The sequence below is a fragment of the Pantoea agglomerans NBRC 102470 genome (assembly GCF_001598475.1).
Classification (GTDB): domain Bacteria; phylum Pseudomonadota; class Gammaproteobacteria; order Enterobacterales; family Enterobacteriaceae; genus Pantoea; species Pantoea agglomerans.
Window position 1 is genome coordinate 203579 of the sequence record NZ_BCZA01000005.1, and the last position, 16380, is coordinate 219958.

General features: G+C 54.5%; 18 protein-coding genes and 2 pseudogenes. 5 read left to right on the forward strand and 15 right to left on the reverse strand.

The features are described from left to right. Positions 1-60 precede the first annotated feature (60 nt). From PAG01S_RS11455 to PAG01S_RS11485, 7 genes and pseudogenes are all read right to left on the reverse strand, one after another. Positions 61-531: a hypothetical protein gene (locus PAG01S_RS11455; protein ID WP_062758734.1), complete on the reverse strand. Its 471-nt coding sequence runs from the start codon at positions 529-531 to the stop codon at positions 61-63. A 14-nt stretch (positions 532-545) separates the two neighbouring features. Continuing rightward, on the reverse strand, positions 546-998 hold the full coding sequence (gene tssE / locus PAG01S_RS11460; protein WP_062758737.1) for a type VI secretion system baseplate subunit TssE: 453 nt from the start codon (positions 996-998) through the stop codon (positions 546-548). Further along, on the reverse strand, positions 991-1470 hold the full coding sequence (tssJ, locus tag PAG01S_RS11465) for a type VI secretion system lipoprotein TssJ (RefSeq protein ID WP_245006271.1): 480 nt from the start codon (positions 1468-1470) through the stop codon (positions 991-993). Before tssJ ends, tssE begins: the two co-directional genes overlap by 8 nt. A gap of 50 nt (positions 1471-1520) precedes the next feature. Beyond that, positions 1521-1691: pseudogene (locus PAG01S_RS11470) on the reverse strand (type VI secretion system baseplate subunit TssG); the annotation flags it as partial. Beyond that, positions 1646-2155: pseudogene (locus tag PAG01S_RS11475) on the reverse strand (type VI secretion system baseplate subunit TssF); the annotation flags it as partial. The pseudogenes PAG01S_RS11470 and PAG01S_RS11475, both read right to left, overlap by 46 nt. 192 nt (positions 2156-2347) lie before the next feature. Continuing rightward, positions 2348-2848, reverse strand: coding sequence for a type VI secretion system contractile sheath small subunit (gene tssB / locus PAG01S_RS11480; RefSeq protein ID WP_010671384.1), 501 nt, complete (start codon positions 2846-2848; stop codon positions 2348-2350). 565 nt (positions 2849-3413) lie between these two features. Then, entirely contained in the window at positions 3414-4283 is an 870-nt protein-coding gene (locus tag PAG01S_RS11485; RefSeq protein ID WP_062758749.1) for a helix-turn-helix domain-containing protein, read from the reverse strand. Positions 4284-4460: 177 nt separating this feature from the next. Between PAG01S_RS11485 and PAG01S_RS11490 the strand changes: the two genes are divergently transcribed. After that, a complete protein-coding gene (locus PAG01S_RS11490) occupies positions 4461-5360 on the forward strand; it encodes a DMT family transporter (protein WP_062758865.1) in 900 nt (299 codons plus the stop codon). A 36-nt stretch (positions 5361-5396) separates the two neighbouring features. Here the strand turns inward: PAG01S_RS11490 and PAG01S_RS11495 are convergent, their stop codons facing one another. Further along, entirely contained in the window at positions 5397-5630 is a 234-nt protein-coding gene (locus PAG01S_RS11495) for a hypothetical protein (protein WP_010257893.1), read from the reverse strand. Positions 5631-5915: 285 nt separating this feature from the next. Here PAG01S_RS11495 and PAG01S_RS11500 point away from each other — a divergent pair, with 285 nt between their 5' ends. Beyond that, positions 5916-7142, forward strand: coding sequence for an L-lactate MFS transporter (locus tag PAG01S_RS11500; RefSeq protein ID WP_022624176.1), 1227 nt, complete (start codon positions 5916-5918; stop codon positions 7140-7142). 38 nt (positions 7143-7180) lie between these two features. On the opposite strand, the gene PAG01S_RS11505 is transcribed toward PAG01S_RS11500, so the two are convergent. From PAG01S_RS11505 to PAG01S_RS11525, 5 genes are all read right to left on the reverse strand, one after another. Continuing rightward, positions 7181-8056 carry an SMP-30/gluconolactonase/LRE family protein gene (locus PAG01S_RS11505; protein WP_022624175.1) on the reverse strand — a complete coding sequence of 292 codons (876 nt, stop codon included), beginning with the start codon at positions 8054-8056 and terminating at the stop codon, positions 7181-7183. Positions 8057-8568: 512 nt separating this feature from the next. Next, entirely contained in the window at positions 8569-8850 is a 282-nt protein-coding gene (locus PAG01S_RS11510; protein ID WP_010671379.1) for a putative periplasmic lipoprotein, read from the reverse strand. A gap of 282 nt (positions 8851-9132) precedes the next feature. Then, entirely contained in the window at positions 9133-9939 is an 807-nt protein-coding gene (locus PAG01S_RS11515; RefSeq protein ID WP_010257881.1) for a hypothetical protein, read from the reverse strand. Between the two features lie 9 nt (positions 9940-9948). Further along, on the reverse strand, positions 9949-10401 hold the full coding sequence (locus PAG01S_RS11520) for a universal stress protein (RefSeq protein WP_010257878.1): 453 nt from the start codon (positions 10399-10401) through the stop codon (positions 9949-9951). A 7-nt stretch (positions 10402-10408) separates the two neighbouring features. Continuing rightward, on the reverse strand, positions 10409-11194 hold the full coding sequence (locus tag PAG01S_RS11525) for an IclR family transcriptional regulator (protein ID WP_010257875.1): 786 nt from the start codon (positions 11192-11194) through the stop codon (positions 10409-10411). Between the two features lie 149 nt (positions 11195-11343). On the opposite strand from PAG01S_RS11525, the gene PAG01S_RS11530 reads away from it, so the two are divergent. The 3 genes from PAG01S_RS11530 to ypdK all read left to right on the forward strand — a co-directional run bounded on the left by PAG01S_RS11530 (position 11344) and on the right by ypdK (position 14250). Beyond that, positions 11344-12942: an MFS transporter gene (locus PAG01S_RS11530; RefSeq protein ID WP_062758752.1), complete on the forward strand. Its 1599-nt coding sequence runs from the start codon at positions 11344-11346 to the stop codon at positions 12940-12942. Positions 12943-12944: 2 nt separating this feature from the next. Continuing rightward, the gene (locus PAG01S_RS11535; protein ID WP_062758754.1) at positions 12945-13973 is read left to right on the forward strand and encodes an HlyD family secretion protein; all 1029 of its coding nucleotides are present in this window, start codon (positions 12945-12947) and stop codon (positions 13971-13973) included. Between the two features lie 202 nt (positions 13974-14175). Next, entirely contained in the window at positions 14176-14250 is a 75-nt protein-coding gene (ypdK, locus tag PAG01S_RS22235) for a membrane protein YpdK (RefSeq protein WP_099257831.1), read from the forward strand. 51 nt (positions 14251-14301) lie between these two features. Here the strand turns inward: ypdK and alaC are convergent, their stop codons facing one another. After that, positions 14302-15534: an alanine transaminase gene (gene alaC / locus PAG01S_RS11540; RefSeq protein ID WP_052272202.1), complete on the reverse strand. Its 1233-nt coding sequence runs from the start codon at positions 15532-15534 to the stop codon at positions 14302-14304. A 117-nt stretch (positions 15535-15651) separates the two neighbouring features. Continuing rightward, positions 15652-16176, reverse strand: coding sequence for a GNAT family N-acetyltransferase (locus tag PAG01S_RS11545; RefSeq protein WP_010257862.1), 525 nt, complete (start codon positions 16174-16176; stop codon positions 15652-15654). Positions 16177-16380: the final 204 nt, after the last annotated feature.

Below are 16380 nucleotides of genomic sequence, written 5' to 3' on the forward strand. Positions count from 1 at the left end.
TATGGAGGATTAACGCTTATGCGGGCATATTCAGAGGAACGGGTACTGCAATACCAGCAGTTATGGCAGAAGCGCCAGAATCAAACCAAAAAACGTGCTTTCATCAAAACTCTGTCCGGGACGGGATAATGCTCCCGGCGGAGTAAAGGACCAGTCACTGAAATGACCTGCCCGCATGAAAAGGCGCCCCACAGACGTCACACTGCCTTCTGCATGAAGAGTCACTTCCACGCATCCTGTCACGCCCTGACCGTACAAAAATACCGGTGTAAATTTTACAGAGCGATCGTCGTAACGCAGGGTGATAGCGGCAATCTCAAAAGTCCTGTCCTCCACCAGCAGATCCGTAACAGCAACGGTAAATGTTTCCACATTCAATCCGGTACCCACCAGCCACGCATCCATCTGCTCCTGAAGCTGCACCATTCGCAGGCGAAACTCTGCAATATCGGCCTGAGTCTTGCTGGTAGATAAGATCGGGGCTGACTCTCTGGCCTGTAGTTTTTCGAGGAACTGTGATTTTACTGACATGGTATTAACTGGCCTTACAGCCGGGTTGCTGTGTCGAGATACTGCTGTTGCTTCAGGTGTCGCAGGAGAACCCGCCCTTCTGGCATAAACTCTGTGCCATAGCGTACGAGGCCAACACCGTTAAGTTCCGCATCAATGGCGTAGCGCAACTCACCGGGGATGTTCTGTTCCAGCAGGACAACGGCTATTTTTCTCAGGCGTGGCTCATATCTGAGCAGAACAGCCGACAGAGCACCCATCAGTTCATGGGCAGTCCCCGGCATGCCCTGCAGGATTTTGGTCATATCCGGCAGGCCATAGTCCGGCAGATGCGCCAGCGTGCCAGCACGGCAGTTAAGGATCCGTTGCATATTATCGAGCACGGACAAAATCACCTGATTTTGTTCACTGACCTGATGGAGATCGAGGCCGCCGGTGAAGTTGCCGTAGAGTGTTTCATACAATGAAGGACGGGATAACTCACTCATCTTTCAGCGCCTGAAGTGTCAGCCGGTTGTTCCCCGCCTCAATGACGCGTGCTTTATCCGGATCGAGATCGTCACGACTCAGCACCACACGCCAGGTGTTGTTCTCCTGGTCCGGTGACATAAACATCCCGGCCACCGCCACATACTGCGCACTCTCTTCCATCGGCATATCAACCGTCACTGCCCCACCCGGCTGCAGGCGGATGTCTTTCTCCGCCACCAGGTCTGCTTTGATGGCCTGACTGTCAGCCTTAAACAATGACGGATAGTCCGTCGTGTCGAATGTTTTCCGGTCTTTGAGCTGGTAAATACGCACCACCGTCGACAGCGCCACCCCGCCTGCATTGCTGTTAACGGCCTCGCGGGCGCGGATATCCAGATGCAGGGTTTTTACCTGCTTGTAAAAAATCGATTTGGTCACGGCAACGGTGCCGTCCGTCACTTTCTGGGTCAGCCCACAGCCAGCGAGCATCAGTGTGATGCCCGCGGCCAGTGCAACCAGAGGAAATTTACCAGCGGTAAACGTACCGGTTCATGACGTACCTGCCAGGTACTGCCCGTAACCGGTTTGTCCGGCTGGTTCTGCTCCAGCAACTGGCAGAAGCGGTAAAAGTTGATATATGGCAGCCGGTCCCCCAGTTGCGCTATCAGCCGGGCAGGCGCGGACTGTGATTCTCTTTCCACCGGATGCATTTTCCTTCTGGCTGAACAATGAGGGTGAGCTGGTTAAACTGGTTCATATCGGCATACAGAGCAAAGAACCGGTTTAGCATTTCACCGAACAGGTGAATATCGCCCTCGCCGGTGAAGCCGTTGCTGTCGAGGGTCACTTCGATATCCAGCCCCCGCAGCAGGTAGCCCTGCTCAAAACGTTGCAGGCGGTGGTGCTCCACCTGCTGAATCGCCTCCAGACGCCGGGTATTCAGTTCATCTCCCTGCCAGTTATAGAGTGCCAGCGTCCCGCGCAGCACTTCGGCAGTACTCATCATATTCAGAAACCCGGAGCCGAGGTGGCTCAATACCCGCCAGTGGAAACGGTCTTCCGCAGGCGGGTAAACCGGCAGCGTGGGCTTACAGAGGTTGCGTACTGAAAGCGGTGTACTGACCACCTGCTCACTGCGGTCGAGCAGCGTGCTCTGAAGCGCCCGGCGCGGTATCGCCTGCGCATCCTGCCAGATATCCAGTGCACTGAGTTCGGAGACCGGCTTCAGATTGATTTTTTTAAACAGAGACGCATAAACCCCACCAGCGGCCGGACGTTCCAGCACCACACTCTCGCCACCCGCGGCATTCTCATTTTTTACAGACATCAACATCTTCCTTATTAATCCGTTAAAACATCCTGACCGTTATGGCTGTTTAGGGGCCAGAGCAGACAATTCAGATCTGAGTTCTGCGCTTAATGCCGGGTCGAGCAGAATTTTTTCAAGCTCTTTCCGGAAAGCCTGATTGTCCAGCAGGTTAGCTTTTAAATCGCGAAGCAGATTACGCATGGAAAGCATCGCCTTCAGCTGAGGGATCTGCCGGGAAACCTGCTCAGGGGTGAAATCCTTCATGCTCTGGAATGTCAGATTGATATTGTCTTCGCTACCGTCACCGGCAAGCGTGTTTTTAACGGTGAGATTTACTTTTGGGGAATATTCGGAAAGTACTGAGTCAAAGTTATTTTTGTTCAGATTAACTTTTTTGCGTTCAGAGAGTGGCGCGGACTCCTGACCATTACTGAAGTCGCCCGCCACCAGTAATTTCAGGGGGAGTTCGGTTTTCTTGCTCGCCCCGCCCGTATGCAAATCAAGTTTTAAATTGATACGTGCCTTGGGTATTTCGGACTGAAAGGAAGAGTTAGACATGGCTGTCCCTGTTCTATGGAGTGATAGAAACCGCCACAGCCAGTGTCAAATATTAAGAATGGCTTACCCTGCCATAAAACATTCCTGCTATTAAACATTCAGTGAAAAGCAGAACCTGCGGTCAGAAGCGAGTACATTCCATTTACTGGCGATATGACGTGATGAAAGAGCGTAAATCCTGAATTTATTTTTCAGATAAACACCCATGGCGCGAGTTTAGAAATAGTGGGTCAACCAAAGGAAATGATAATATGTAACCATATGTAACAGGATAAACTTGCCAGCAAAAATCTGATACTGATCTGATATATAGGATTTTTCTTAAGATTTCTGCTGTGGGGCGCATGATAGCTGGGACTAAAAAATGTTTCAGTTAATAGTTCATTGCGGGATTGAGCAGAGAAATTACCCAATGCTAAAAAGTGCGGTTCATGCTTTTTTTACAGGATAGCGGCAGAAAGTGAAAACGAGAACCAGACCAAACGGGTTAGTTTTCATGATAAGTTATGTTAATGATTTGTGGCACTGTTATACGCTGCTAATGTGCCTGTTGCCGCTAAGAAGTTCATCGACTTTCCCGACGACACGCTGAGGGCGTCATGCCATAAACCTGCCGGAAACGATGGCTGAAGTGGGCTGAAGAGTGGTAACCACACTGAAGGGCAATATCGGTCAGCGTCAGCTCGGGCCGCTCAAGCAATATCCTTGCACGATCCATACGACGGCGCATCACGAACTGGTGCGGCGCTTCGCCAGTGGTGTGACGGAACATGCGGGCAAAGTGAAACTCACTCAATGCCGCTTCCTGCGCCAGCACAGACAGGGTTAAAGGCTGATCGAGATGGGTTTCAATAAATTCCAGAACCCGCCGTAATACCGCGGGAGCCAGTCCACCCCGCACCTGGGGCAGTTGCCACTTTACTTCGCTGTAGTGCTGCAGCAGATGGGTCAGCAAGAGTGTTGATGCGCTGCTCAGCGTCAGCTGGCTGGCGGGCTGTTGCCAGTCGCTGCTCAGCAGAAAGTGTCGATAGAGCTGGGTAATGCGGTCATCAACAGAAAAGATTTTCTCATGCAGGTTTAACTGCGCCGGACTGCGGTCCCAGACCCGTTCGGCCAGTTGCCGTAGCTGGTTCTCGCTGCAATAGAGATGAACAAAGGCGAGATCGGCACGCAGATCCCAGGTCGATTCCGTGCCTGCCGGCATCAGACAGAAGCGGTCCGGTGCGCCACCGTTACGCCAGCCATTCGGGGTTTTATGCCAGGTATCGTAGCCGCCCGCCACGTAAAGGCTCAGCGTGTGATGGTCGCTGAGGTTTGTCACGCGATCGCCACTATTAAACCAGGCTGCCAGCTGAATGCCGCTGTGAAGCTGCACCTGATCGCGCAGTTGTGCTTTGTGTCGTTGCAGCATGTCAAAGGTCTGGAAGCGACTCATCGGGGTATCAGTTCAGATAAACAGAGTGCCAGTTTACGGATTGCGTGGGACAGAAAACAGAGCACATCGGGACAGAGAGTAAAAATGCGCAAGATTTTGCAAACCCTGCGCAATCCGCTGCAAGACCAGGGAGCGTTGCGGGTGCAGACTCGGCGTTTTGCGGTGGAGAATCTGGTAATGAACCTGTTTTTGTATCTCTCAGTCGTGCTGATCTGGGGCACGACCTGGATTGCGATTTATGCGCAACAGTCTGCAGGCATCAGCGCCGTAACTGTCGCTGTCTTCTGGCGTTTTTTGCTGGCCTCGCTGGTCATGTTATTGCTGCTTAAGCTGATAAAGCGTCTGCACAGGCTGACGCTGCAGGATCACCTCTTCTGTGTGCTGCAGGGCTGTTGCGTTTTTGGCTTTAACTTTGTCTGCTTTTATTACGCCTCTGGCTATATCAGCAGCGGACTGGAGTCGGTCATTTTCTCTATGGCTGTGATGTATAACGCCATTAACAGCTGGATATTTTTCCGTCAGCGCCCTTCCGCACGTCTGATTCCGGCGATAGTGCTCGGCATGGCGGGTATTGTTGCGTTGTTCTGGCACGATCTGCGTAGCACTCAGGCCTCGGCCGGCTTGATGTGGGGCATTGGGTTAAGTGCGCTGGGCACCTTGGGATTTTCATTCGGCAATATGATCAGTCAGCGGCATCAGCGTCTGCAACGTGACGTGCTGACAACCAACAGTTACGGCATGTTATACGGTGCGCTGATCATGGCACTGGTCTCGCTGCTGCAGGGTGTTTCGCTGCAGCCGACATGGAATACACAGTGGTTTGGGGCATTGATCTATCTGGCTATCGTGGGATCGGTGATGGGATTCGGAGCCTATTTTACGCTGGTGGGACGTATCGGAGCCAGTCGGGCTGCCTATACAACGGTGCTGTTTCCGCCGGTGGCGCTGGCGCTCTCTACCCGTTATGAAGGATATGAGTGGCATGCCAGCGCCATCCCTGGCCTTGTCATGATTTTACTGGGCAATATCGTGATGTTTGCCCGTTGGCCGGCAAGTCGTCGCCGGATAATCATCTGACGCGGAGGCGGGCTGAAGCCCGCGTCCGGATGGGCGTTATGCCCACTGCTGCTGAAGGAGTTTCTGTGGTTTATTGATCGCTTTACGCGCAATCCAGTAAAGAAGAACACGCTCATCGTCACTATCACGATCGGCCATCGACAGCAGTTTTAATGCCAGCGTCGATTTGGTCACAGGCTGTTGTTCTGTACTGAGTTCAATCACCGCCTGACCGATGATGCAGCAAACTTCATCCTCACTGGTGCTGGATTCATATGTCCGGTCTTTCATATTTCCTCCTGATAAGTGAACTGTTAGCCTGGCAAATAATCTGAAAACCTGCTCACAGAATCATCTGATTGAAACATTATCTTACGGCTAATTACGCTTAATCATTAAGCTGCCGTTTTGCTTACTTTTGACGCGACGTCGCTAACCTCTCCCGATGCCATTCATACCGCCTGAATGGCATTTCATTCCCCGATCCGTTCCGTTCATGCCTTTACTGCTCACGCGCGCGAATCACTGCTTTATTCTGACCGCAGTTTCCAGATTCCCGGATGGGAGAGAAAAATTATGAACCAGACTCAACAGGCTTCTTACCAGCGTGCTCGCTGGCTTACATTGTTCGGAACGGTAATCACTCAGTTCGCGCTGGGGTCAGTCTACACGTGGAGTTTGTTCAACGGCCAGCTTTCACAGAAGCTGGATGCGACGGTCAGTCAGGTCGCTTTTTCGTTTGGTCTGCTGAGTCTGGGGCTGGCTATTGCCTCCTCGCTGGCCGGTAAATTACAGGAACGTTTTGGCGTACGCCGCGTCACTATCGGGGCGGGTGTGCTGATGGCGCTGGGTTTCTGGCTTACTGCGCATGCTAATAACCTGATGATGCTCTATTTCAGCGCCGGGCTGCTGGTGGGTCTGGCGGATGGCGCAGGTTACCTGATGACGCTCTCAAACTGCGTGAAGTGGTTTCCGGAGCGCAAAGGGATGATCTCTGCCTGTGCGATTGGCGCTTACGGTCTTGGTAGTCTGGGATTCAAATTTATCTGCGGGGCGTTGCTGGCAACGGTGGGTCTGGAGCAGACCTTTATGATCTGGGGCGTGCTCGCGATGTCGATGATTATCCTCGGTGCACTGCTGATGCGTGATGCCCCCCTTCAGGATACCGGGAGCAGCACGAATGGTCAGCAACATGCGCGGGATTACACGCTGGCACAGTCGGTGCGTCTGCCTCAGTACTGGATGCTGGCGCTGATGTTCCTGACAGCCTGCATGAGCGGTCTCTATGTGATAGGCGTTGCCAAAGATATCGGCGAAGGGCTGGTGCATCTGACTACGCAGACTGCTGCCAGTGCGGTAACGGTGATTGCGATTGCCAACCTGAGTGGCCGTCTGGTGCTGGGCATACTGTCTGACAAAATGATGCGCATCCGGGTTATTTCACTGGCGCAAATCGTGTCGCTGATCGGGATGAGCGTGCTGCTGTTTACCCGAATGAATGAGATCACCTTCTTCCTGTCACTCGCCTGTGTAGCCTTCAGCTTTGGCGGTACCATCACGGTATTCCCGTCGCTGGTCAGTGACTTTTTCGGCCTTAACAACCTGACAAAAAACTATGGTTTGCTCTATCTCGGATTTGGTATCGGAAGCGTGCTGGGCTCACTGGTCGCCTCGCTGTTTGGCGGGTTCACCGTCACCTTCAGCCTGATTATGACGCTGCTGGTCATCTCCCTGTTCCTGTCACTCACCATCCGCTTACCACAGAGTTCTGTTACAGCAACACCTGTATTGCAACGTCATTAACCATCACGACGGGCCGCGCCAGAGCGGCCCGTTCACGTTTAGCCGCGGAATCGCGGCTCTGCCATGCCCGCCACCGAGACGTCCACCGCAAAGATATCGCCTGACTGCGGATAGCGTGCCAGCTCCTCTTCGGTGCGATCTTCCCGTGAACTGGTAATAAACAGCGTTTTAAGATCGGCGCCACCAAAGGCCACCATGGTTGGCCACTTCACCGGCAGCAGGATCTCATCGACGATTTCGCTGCTCTGGGGATCGATGCGTACTACGCGACCGCCATCAAACTGTGCGGACCAGTAAAATCCTTCGCTATCCACTGCGGCACCATCCGGCAATCCACCTTTCGCGTCGAAACGGCGGAACAGGGTGCGTTCGCCCGGTTCGCCCTGCGCGTTTAATGGATAGCGATAGAGCGCTTCATTCGGCGTGTCACTGTGATACATCCAGCGCCGGTCGGGAGAGAAGGCCAGCCCGTTGGAAATTTTAATGTCACGCGCTTTGACTTCCAGCTTCAGGTCAGGCGTCACGCGGCACAGCAGCCCGCCATTTTTGTCCTGCGGTTCCCACAGGCTGCCGCACCAGAAATTTCCCCAGGGATCAACGCGACCATCATTAAATCGGCTTTGCGCAGCCTCACCGGGATTTTCTGCGATCTTTTTCTCTGGCTTGCCCTGCGCATCCAGCAGCCAGACACCGCCACGTAATGCAGCTATCAGACCGCCCTGCTCACGCAGACCGATGCATCCCACCTCTTCCGCCTGCGGGAAGGTTTGCAGTTCACCGCTGACCGGATCAAAACGGTGAATGGCGGGTGCCAGAATATCGACACAGTACAGCACCTGTTCTTCCACTGACCAGAGCGGGCATTCGCCCAGTTCAGCCTGTAAAGCCAGAATATTTTTAACGTCATGCGCCATGTTTCTCTCCCATTGAACTGACATGCTAATAATGTAGTTGTAAAAACTTTCAAATGAGAATTATTTTTGCTTGATTTTGAGACTATTCTCTTTGATAGTATTTACTATTCAGTTCATTCTTATTTCTTTATTATTCTCCGCTGCAAAACGCAGCACTCTGAAATATTCCGTCATACCTTCTTAAATAACTCTACAAAGCCTGCATCTTCACTCCACTTTTCCAGCGTAGTGTCATAGTCATTGGAAAAGAGGAGAAGCTTCCGATGAAGAGATTAATTAAAGTCGCTTCGGTGGTTGCGCTGATGACCTTATTAAGTGGTTGTATCATCAGCCCCAGACACGACAATGGCTGGCACCGCGGGGGTGGCGGCGGATATCATGGAGGCTACTATGGAGGTTATCACGGTGGGTATCATGGCGGTCACCATCGCCGCTAACGGGCAAAGATGTCACACAGCATAAAATAAAAGCATTAAACTTTAAGGGCGGGATAATTATCCCGCCCGTTTTATTTAGCTTTTTACAGCATAATTACACTGGAACCACGCTTTCTGCAGTCCCGGAATATGACTCTCCTGCACAGGTAACGCCTCGACTTTATCAAAGCCTTTATTACTGCAGTAATTCGCCAGATCAATATTCATTGCATCACGATTGACCTTTACCGGGTCAAAACGGTACTGCACGGTATTTGAGCCTGGATCTTCATCTACACGTTCAAATGCCCCGGGTTTGCTGGCAGTACATCCACTCAGCAAAATCAGCGCCAGTGCGCCGGTTATTAGTTTTTTCATTAAGTTATCCTCACGTTGCCGCGCAGTTTATGACGCAGCATGCCGCGCATCCATAGGATTAATGCGCGAAAGTTCAAAACTTGAGAAGCTTTTACCGATTAATGTAATACGATTAAACGGCTATCACTATCATGCACGGCGTGACAAGATGCATTCAGACAAAACGAAGACTGCACCACACCAGGAAATGCCAAAAATAAAAATCTGTTCCTCTCTTCCCTGCCCGCGCTTAGCGGGCTTTTTTTCGCCCGCTATTCCGCTATTCCGCTGCTCCGCTGCCGCTTACTGGCCAGTCAGTGCAATCATTCTACGTAACAGGTTAGCGGCGCGCTTGTCAGGTAATGCCAGAATCGCGCTGTAGAGATCAATCGACATGGCACACAGCGATGAGCGATCAACCGCCGTGTCGGCAGGCATATTCAGCTGCTGCAGCTTATCCCCCCACTGCTGATAGAGCCGGGCGACAATTTTTTGCAGATCATCCTGCGCCAGCGCCTTATCCAGTGGCTGATCGGGCAATGGACTGTTCAGCAGCAGCTGCTCCATGGCATCCGCCTCTTTGCGATTCAGCGACGGCGGCAGCGTGGTCAGCAGATTGATGCCGCCACTCACCTGCGGATAGAGATAACGGAAGCAGAGGCCCGGATCGATTTGGTTCAGCGCCCGCATCTCTTCAACCGAGACGCTGATATAGTTGACCACCGCCGCGTCAGTTCCGCGCATCAGCCGCTGATTAATCACCTCAATCAGCCAGCCACGTAGCTCGCCCGTCGCCTTCTCAGCCGGCTCCCCCGCACGGATGCGCCGGGTCAGCTCCTGGGTCAGCAACAGCCATAACGCCGGTTCCTGAGTCTGCAGCACCCGATAACCGGGCATCTTTGCCAGTTGATTTACCGCCTGCTCACGCTGACTGGCCTGCAACTGATGCGGCGCAACCCAGCTGAACCAGAGCAGATTCGCCAGTATCAGGGGCAGCAGAAAGATGATCAGCCCCTGCCACAAACGCAGCCGGGTGGTTTTGATCAGCACAATAACAATCAGCGCCAGCAGCGCAAACGCGGCCAGCGTAATAAAAAGCAGAGCATTCATGCGGCGGGATTAATCCTTACGCACATCGATCAGCACAGGACAGTGAGCGCGCTCAATAACCGATGCGCTGACCGAGCCTTTTAACAGCCGATTCAAAGAGGAGAGATGGCGACGTCCCATGATAATCATGCTGGCCTTGAGCTGTTGCGACTGGGCAACGATAGTATCTGCCGCGTCACCCGCCAGAATCATGCCCCGCGCATTAATGCCCGCACGCAGTAACGGAGCCAGTGCATGGCGCACCACCATTTCTGCCGTATTCTGCTCATCCTGCGCAGCCACAAAATCGGCCGGATCTTCACCCGCATCAATTTCCATTGGCTGATTACAGGAGGAGTAAGCGGGATCGACGCAGCACAGCACGACCACCTCGGCGCGATGCGCCAGCGCTTCTTCAATGGTTAAGGCGACCACTTTTTCCGCTACCGGAGAGTGATCAATGGCCATCAGCAGGGTTTTCATCGAATGCTTATCCTTCTATCGCGGCGACTTTGCCGATTTCACGCACCAGTGCCTCTTTACACTTCAGCATCTCGTCACGAAAACGGGCTTCGTGTCGCAGAAAACGTGCAGAAGGCACCAGCAAAGAGACAGAAAAGCGACCAAACAGCGTATCCAGCGCAAACGCCATGGTAGAGATACCTTCCAGCGTTTCACCGCGATCCACGGCGATACCGGTTTCGCGCACTTCCCTGATAAGTTGCAGCAACTGAGGCAGCGTTTTCACCGTCATATCGGTTAACTCCTGCCAGGCGTCGCCAACGATCGTCCGTACATCTTTTTCACACTCCAGCGCCAGCAACGCCCGTCCACCGGAGGTGCTGTAGAGCGGCAGATTGAGTCCCATATGCGGAACCACCCGAAGCTCACGCGACGCCACCACGTGGTGAATAATCGCCAGCTGACTGCCGCTGGCGCGCGCCAGCGAGACGGTTTCATTGGTGTCGGAAGAGAGTTTTTCCAGCAGCGGACTGACCAGATCAACCACATCGGTATGTACGCTGGAGATTAGTTTTAACAGCGCTGGCCCCAGACGCAGTCCGCCCGCCCCGCTGCTGCGCACCAGCTCTGCACTGTCGAGCGCGGCAACAATACGCTGCACCGTTGAGCGCGGCAGTTCGACCGCCTGAGCGATCTCACCGAGGCTCATGCCGCCGGGCTGTTCGCCAAGCGCATTAAGAATTTTTGCCGCACGGGCGATGACCTGTATACCGCCCGTTTTTTCATCCTCGCGGCTGGAGGGTTGATGTGCCATAGCGTCGTCCTGTTTGAGCTGCCTTACTGTAGCGCGAATGCCGCACTTTTTACAGCCTGTACCACATTGCAATACAGTATACCGGGATGTAATATTACGACCTGTATCACATCGCAGTACACTGCATCATAATAACGAGATCGCCTGCAATGAACGCTAAGCCTGCCGCCGCGCCGGCCCCTCATCCTTTTACACTGCAACTGGCACTGGGATTAGTCGGCGTGCTCATCGCCGCCCTAACCTCCGGGCTGAACGATCGCGTCAGTGATATCGCGCTGGCCGATATCCGTGCCGCGATCGGCATCAGTTACGATCAGGGTAGCTGGATTATCTCTGGCTATCAGGCGGCAGAAGTGGCCGCCATGATGATTGCGCCCTGGTTTGCCGTCACCCTGTCGCTGCGGCGTTTTACGTTAGGCGTGTCGGCGGGATTTATGCTGACTGGCATTCTGCTGCCGCTGGTGCGGGATCCGACGCTATTTATCAGCCTGCGCGTATTGCAGGGCCTGTTTGGCGGCGCCTTACCGCCAATGCTGATGACGGTCGCCCTGCGCTTTCTGCCGCCGCCCTTTAAACTTTTTGGCCTGGCGGGCTATGCCCTGACCGCAACGTTTGGTCCCAATATGGCGGCCTCGCTGGCCTCGTTGTGGACCGATCACGTCAGCTGGATGATGGTGTTCTGGCAGGTCGTGCCGTTGATGCTGATCGCTATGCTGCTGACAGGATGGGGATTGCCCCAGGATCCGCTGCGACCGGAACGCTTTCAGCAGATCGATCTGTTCGGCATGGTGACCGGCTGCAGTGGTGTTGCGCTGCTGATTCTGGTGCTGACCCAGGGTGAGCGCCTCGACTGGCTGAACTCGCCACTGATTACCGGTATGTTGCTCACCGCGCTGCCGCTGCTGCTGGTTTTCCTGATTAATGAGTGGTTTTACCCGCTGCCGCTGTTTAAATTGCAGATGCTCCGACGGCCAAATCTGGCGCATGGCTTGCTGGGCCTGGCCTGCGTGCTCATCCTTGGGCTTTCTGGCTCCGCGCTGCCTTCGGCCTATTTTGCTCAGGTCAGCGGCTTTCGCACCCTTGAGTTTGCCCCGCTGGCGCTGGCGGTGGGTCTGCCGCAACTGCTGATCGCACCGCTGATTGCAGCCCTGCTGAATATCCGCTGGATCGACTGCCGCTGGATGCTGACGGCGGGCGTCGGCTTGCTGGTGTCCTCCTGTCTGCTGGGCACACAGATCACCAGTGACTGGGCAAGACAGAATTTCTGGCTGCTGCAGATCCTGCAGGCGTTCGGACAACCGATGATCATTTTGCCGATACTGATGAGCGCCACCAGCGTTGTGGCCCCGCCAGAAGGCCCGTTTGCCTCGGCAATGTTTAATACGGTGCGCGGCTTTTCCAGCATCGCTGCCTCTACGCTGGTTGAGGTTTTCCTTTCGCATCGTGAGCAGTTTCACTCCAGTGTGCTGATTAATCAGGCGGCCAGTCGCAGCTGGCTGATGACAGCGCCGACGGCCAGTCAGGCCAGCAGCAGCTTGCCGCTGTTGCCGGATGGCAGCATCAGCGCCGCCGATAATCTCAGCGGATTCGCTTCCCTGGTCAGGCATCAGGCCACGATCCTTGGTCTGAGCGACAGCTGGCTGATGCTGACCGGCTTTGCCGCCTGCCTGTTATTGCTTACCGCCATCCTGCCAAAACGGGTGTGGCCGCCTCAAACTTTGATTCAAAACCCTTCCCGGAATAACTGAATATGCGTGCTTTCGAAATGAAAAGAACCCTGCTGCTGAGTCTGTTGCTGCTGGTGTTACTGGCCATCGCTTTTGTGGTCTGGTCACTGATGACCGGCAATGATCACCGCACCAACGACGCTTACGTCAATGCGGACTACACCCTGGTGGCACCGAAAGTCTCGGGCTACATCAGCCACGTGCAGGTGCAGGATAATCAGCAGGTCAAAGCGGGTCAGCTGCTGGCGACGCTGGACGATCGTGACTATCGTGTGGCGCTTGAGAGTGCGGAGGCTGACCTGCAGGTGAGCCAGGCGAAACTGCTGAGCAGCCAGGCACAGCTGGAGCAGCAGCAGTCGGTGATTGATCAGCAGAAAGCCAGCGTCGCGGCCAGCGAAGCCTCTGCGCAGTATGCCGGTCAGAGCGCCGATCGTTATAACCGCCTCTATAAAAGCGGTACCGTGGCAGCCGACGATCAGCAGAAAGCCAGCTCAAACCAGCGCTCGGCACTGGCAGCCGTGCATCAGAGTCAGGCCGCGCTGGCATCAGCAGTAAAACAGGTGGGAGTGTTACAGGCGGCGGTGCGTTCAGCAGAAGCAGACGTTGCAGCGGCGAAGGCCAGCGTCGATCAGGCCAGGTTGAATCTCTCCTACACCCGCATTACTGCGCCCGTTGACGGCATGGTGGGTCAGCGCTCGGTGCGGACCGGCGCGTACGTATCAGCCGGCACCCGTCTGCTGGCGGTGGTGCCACTGCAGCAAACCTACATAACCGCTAACTATCTTGAGACGCAGTTAAGCGATGTGCGTCCCGGCCAGCGGGTGCGGATCCGGGTGGACGCCCTGCCGGGCAAGACCTTTACTGGTCATGTGGACAGCATCGCACCGGCCACCGGCGCAACTTTTTCTGCGATCTCTCCCGATAACGCCACCGGCAACTACACTAAAGTCGTTCAACGTCTGCCGGTGAAAATTGTGCTGGATGGCGACCAACAGCATCTGGCTCAGTTACGTGTAGGCATGTCGGCGATCCCTGAAATCGAAGTGCCGTAAAATTGTGAGCAATATCTCAGAACGGACCTATTTCATTTGGGGAGGATTACGCGTAAATTAGCGCTCGATCCTGTTCTGAGTTATTCAGATCAACCCGGAAGAGAGCAGACCATGACTGTAAATGGCGATCTCTTTTCCACATCTGTTCGCGTTGCACTGGTTTGGGATCGCCATCATCGTAACCGCTCAGAGGAGTTGCTTTGTGAAATATGCCTTGATGGGAATATCTTTTTTCGCGTTACTTTGGTTCGGAACCTTTGTTCTGCTGCTGAAGTAATGGCGTGACAGTGCCGCTACGGGGCGACCCCTGAGTCGCCCCTGCTGGCTGTCAGCGTTCTTCTTCCATTTTTATGCTGCCTGGCAATATGCCATCGGCACGAAACATCGCTTTAATTCCCCGTACCGCCTGACGAATACGATCGCTGTTCTCTATCAGCGCAAAACGCACGTGCGTGTCGCCATAGTCGCCAAACCCGATACCGGGCGAGACACAGACTTTCGCCTCCTGCAGCAGTCTCTTGGCAAACTCCAGCGACCCCAGATGTGCGTAATGGTCCGGTATTTTTGCCCAGACGTACATTGAGGCTTTCGGGTTATCCACCATCCAGCCCGCTTCATGCAAGCCTTTGACCAGCACATCACGGCGGCGTTTGTACTGCTCTGCGATGTCGCGTACGCACTGTTGATCCCCTTCCAGCGCCGCAATCGCCGCCACCTGCAGTGGCGTAAAGGTGCCGTAGTCATGATAACTTTTGATTCGCGCCAGCGCGGCGACCAGCTCTTTGTTGCCCACCATGAAACCGATACGCCAGCCCGCCATGTTGTAGCTTTTTGACAGTGTAAAGAATTCGACGGCGACATCACGCGCGCCCGGCACCTGCATAATCGATGGCGCTTTCCAGCCATCGTAGACGATGTCGGCATAGGCCAGATCGTGGATCACCAGCACGTTGTACTGCTTCGCCAGCGCAATCACCCGTTCGAAAAAGTCGAGCTCCACACACTGTGCGGTGGGGTTGGACGGGAAGCCGAGGATCATCATTTTTGGCTTGGGATAGCTCTCGCGGATGGCGCGTTCCAGCTCATTGAAGAAGTCGACACCCGCCACCAGCGGCACCGAGCGTACCTGCGCCCCGGCAATCACCGCACCGTAGATATGGATCGGATAGCTGGGATTGGGCACCAGCACGGTATCACCGTGATCCAGCGTCGCCAGCATCAGGTGCGCCAGCCCCTCTTTGGAACCGATGGTGACAATCGCCTCTGATTCAGGATCGATCTCAACCTGATAGCGATCGGCGTACCAGCGCGAGATCGCCCGGCGCAGGCGCGGAATACCGCGAGAAGTGGAATAACCGTGGGTATCGTCACGCTGCGCCACCTGGCATAACTTTTCGACGATGTGTGGCGGAGTCGGACCATCCGGGTTGCCCATTGAAAAGTCGATGATATCTTCGCCGCGCCGACGCGCAGCCATCTTCAGTTCAGCGGTGATGTTGAAAACGTAAGGGGGTAAACGTTCGATACGCGAGAAACGACGGGGTGTGCTGTTATCAGCCATGATGTCCTCTGGATTACGTAAGCGCCCGGACCGTCCGAGCGACGCGGGTCACTGTGGTGACCCGTTACGAACATAACGTGGCGAGGATCATTTTGTCGAGGGTGGCGGAAAATATTTTTATTTTTGCGGATTCAGCCGCCCCAGCAGCCAATCGTTCACCCAGCAGCCGTTCAGCAGATAATTATCCCGTAGCGTGCCCTCCAGCTGAAAGCCGTTTTTCTCCAGAATACGGCGTGACGCCCAGTTCCCTTCAATCACCATCGCTTTGAGTTTGTGGAAATCGGCTTCAAGCAAAAACTGACACAGCGCCGCCAGGGCTTCGCTGCCATATCCCTGACCGCAGTGGCGATGCAGCAGCATATAGCCCACCTCCGCCTGACGGTATGGCTCCCATTCGGGGCTGCAGCCAAACAGGCCAATCGGCTCACCGTTGTCACGACGTCGCGCAACCAGGCAGAGCATATGAAAACTGCTCGCCTGCCAGGGGGCCAGACGCTCGGTGAAGCGCTGGCGGATATCCGCTTCATCGGGGACTTCGCTCACCCAGGTCATGGTGTTGCGATCTTCATGGACGGCACGAAACAGTTGCCAGTCTTCTGGCTGTAATTTACTCAGGGTTAATCTGGCGGTGACAAGTTGCATCTGATGCTCCCGATGGGCGCGGTTTTCCAGCGGTCACTGGCGCGCCTCATCGCGCAACATAGCAAAACGGCACCTTAGCGACCAGCCTCTGCAGGGCGAAAAAACTGTTCCCCTTTAATGCACTCAACCTTTCCTCTTTTTGCAGATATGCCGTAAAAATTGATCTGAAACACTAACTCCCGCCGTGATTGATCGGGACGCTAG

What these genes read in the sequence shown, in the direction of transcription:
- PAG01S_RS11490 (WP_062758865.1), top strand. Translation starts at nt 4,461, where the DNA reads ATGAACCTGTTTTTGTATCTCTCAGTCGTGCTGATCTGGGGCACGACC.
- tssE (WP_062758737.1), bottom strand. Translation starts at nt 998, where the DNA reads ATGAGTGAGTTATCCCGTCCTTCATTGTATGAAACACTCTACGGCAAC.
- PAG01S_RS11505 (WP_022624175.1), bottom strand. Translation starts at nt 8,056, where the DNA reads ATGGCGCATGACGTTAAAAATATTCTGGCTTTACAGGCTGAACTGGGC.
- tssB (WP_010671384.1), bottom strand. Translation starts at nt 2,848, where the DNA reads ATGTCTAACTCTTCCTTTCAGTCCGAAATACCCAAGGCACGTATCAAT.
- tssJ (WP_245006271.1), bottom strand. Translation starts at nt 1,470, where the DNA reads ATGCTCGCTGGCTGTGGGCTGACCCAGAAAGTGACGGACGGCACCGTT.
- alaC (WP_052272202.1), bottom strand. Translation starts at nt 15,534, where the DNA reads ATGGCTGATAACAGCACACCCCGTCGTTTCTCGCGTATCGAACGTTTA.
- PAG01S_RS11535 (WP_062758754.1), top strand. Translation starts at nt 12,945, where the DNA reads ATGCGTGCTTTCGAAATGAAAAGAACCCTGCTGCTGAGTCTGTTGCTG.
- PAG01S_RS11495 (WP_010257893.1), bottom strand. Translation starts at nt 5,630, where the DNA reads ATGAAAGACCGGACATATGAATCCAGCACCAGTGAGGATGAAGTTTGC.
- PAG01S_RS11485 (WP_062758749.1), bottom strand. Translation starts at nt 4,283, where the DNA reads ATGAGTCGCTTCCAGACCTTTGACATGCTGCAACGACACAAAGCACAA.
- PAG01S_RS11500 (WP_022624176.1), top strand. Translation starts at nt 5,916, where the DNA reads ATGAACCAGACTCAACAGGCTTCTTACCAGCGTGCTCGCTGGCTTACA.
- PAG01S_RS11520 (WP_010257878.1), bottom strand. Translation starts at nt 10,401, where the DNA reads ATGAAAACCCTGCTGATGGCCATTGATCACTCTCCGGTAGCGGAAAAA.
- PAG01S_RS11455 (WP_062758734.1), bottom strand. Translation starts at nt 531, where the DNA reads ATGTCAGTAAAATCACAGTTCCTCGAAAAACTACAGGCCAGAGAGTCA.
- PAG01S_RS11545 (WP_010257862.1), bottom strand. Translation starts at nt 16,176, where the DNA reads ATGCAACTTGTCACCGCCAGATTAACCCTGAGTAAATTACAGCCAGAA.
- PAG01S_RS11515 (WP_010257881.1), bottom strand. Translation starts at nt 9,939, where the DNA reads ATGAATGCTCTGCTTTTTATTACGCTGGCCGCGTTTGCGCTGCTGGCG.
- PAG01S_RS11525 (WP_010257875.1), bottom strand. Translation starts at nt 11,194, where the DNA reads ATGGCACATCAACCCTCCAGCCGCGAGGATGAAAAAACGGGCGGTATA.
- PAG01S_RS11510 (WP_010671379.1), bottom strand. Translation starts at nt 8,850, where the DNA reads ATGAAAAAACTAATAACCGGCGCACTGGCGCTGATTTTGCTGAGTGGA.
- PAG01S_RS11530 (WP_062758752.1), top strand. Translation starts at nt 11,344, where the DNA reads ATGAACGCTAAGCCTGCCGCCGCGCCGGCCCCTCATCCTTTTACACTG.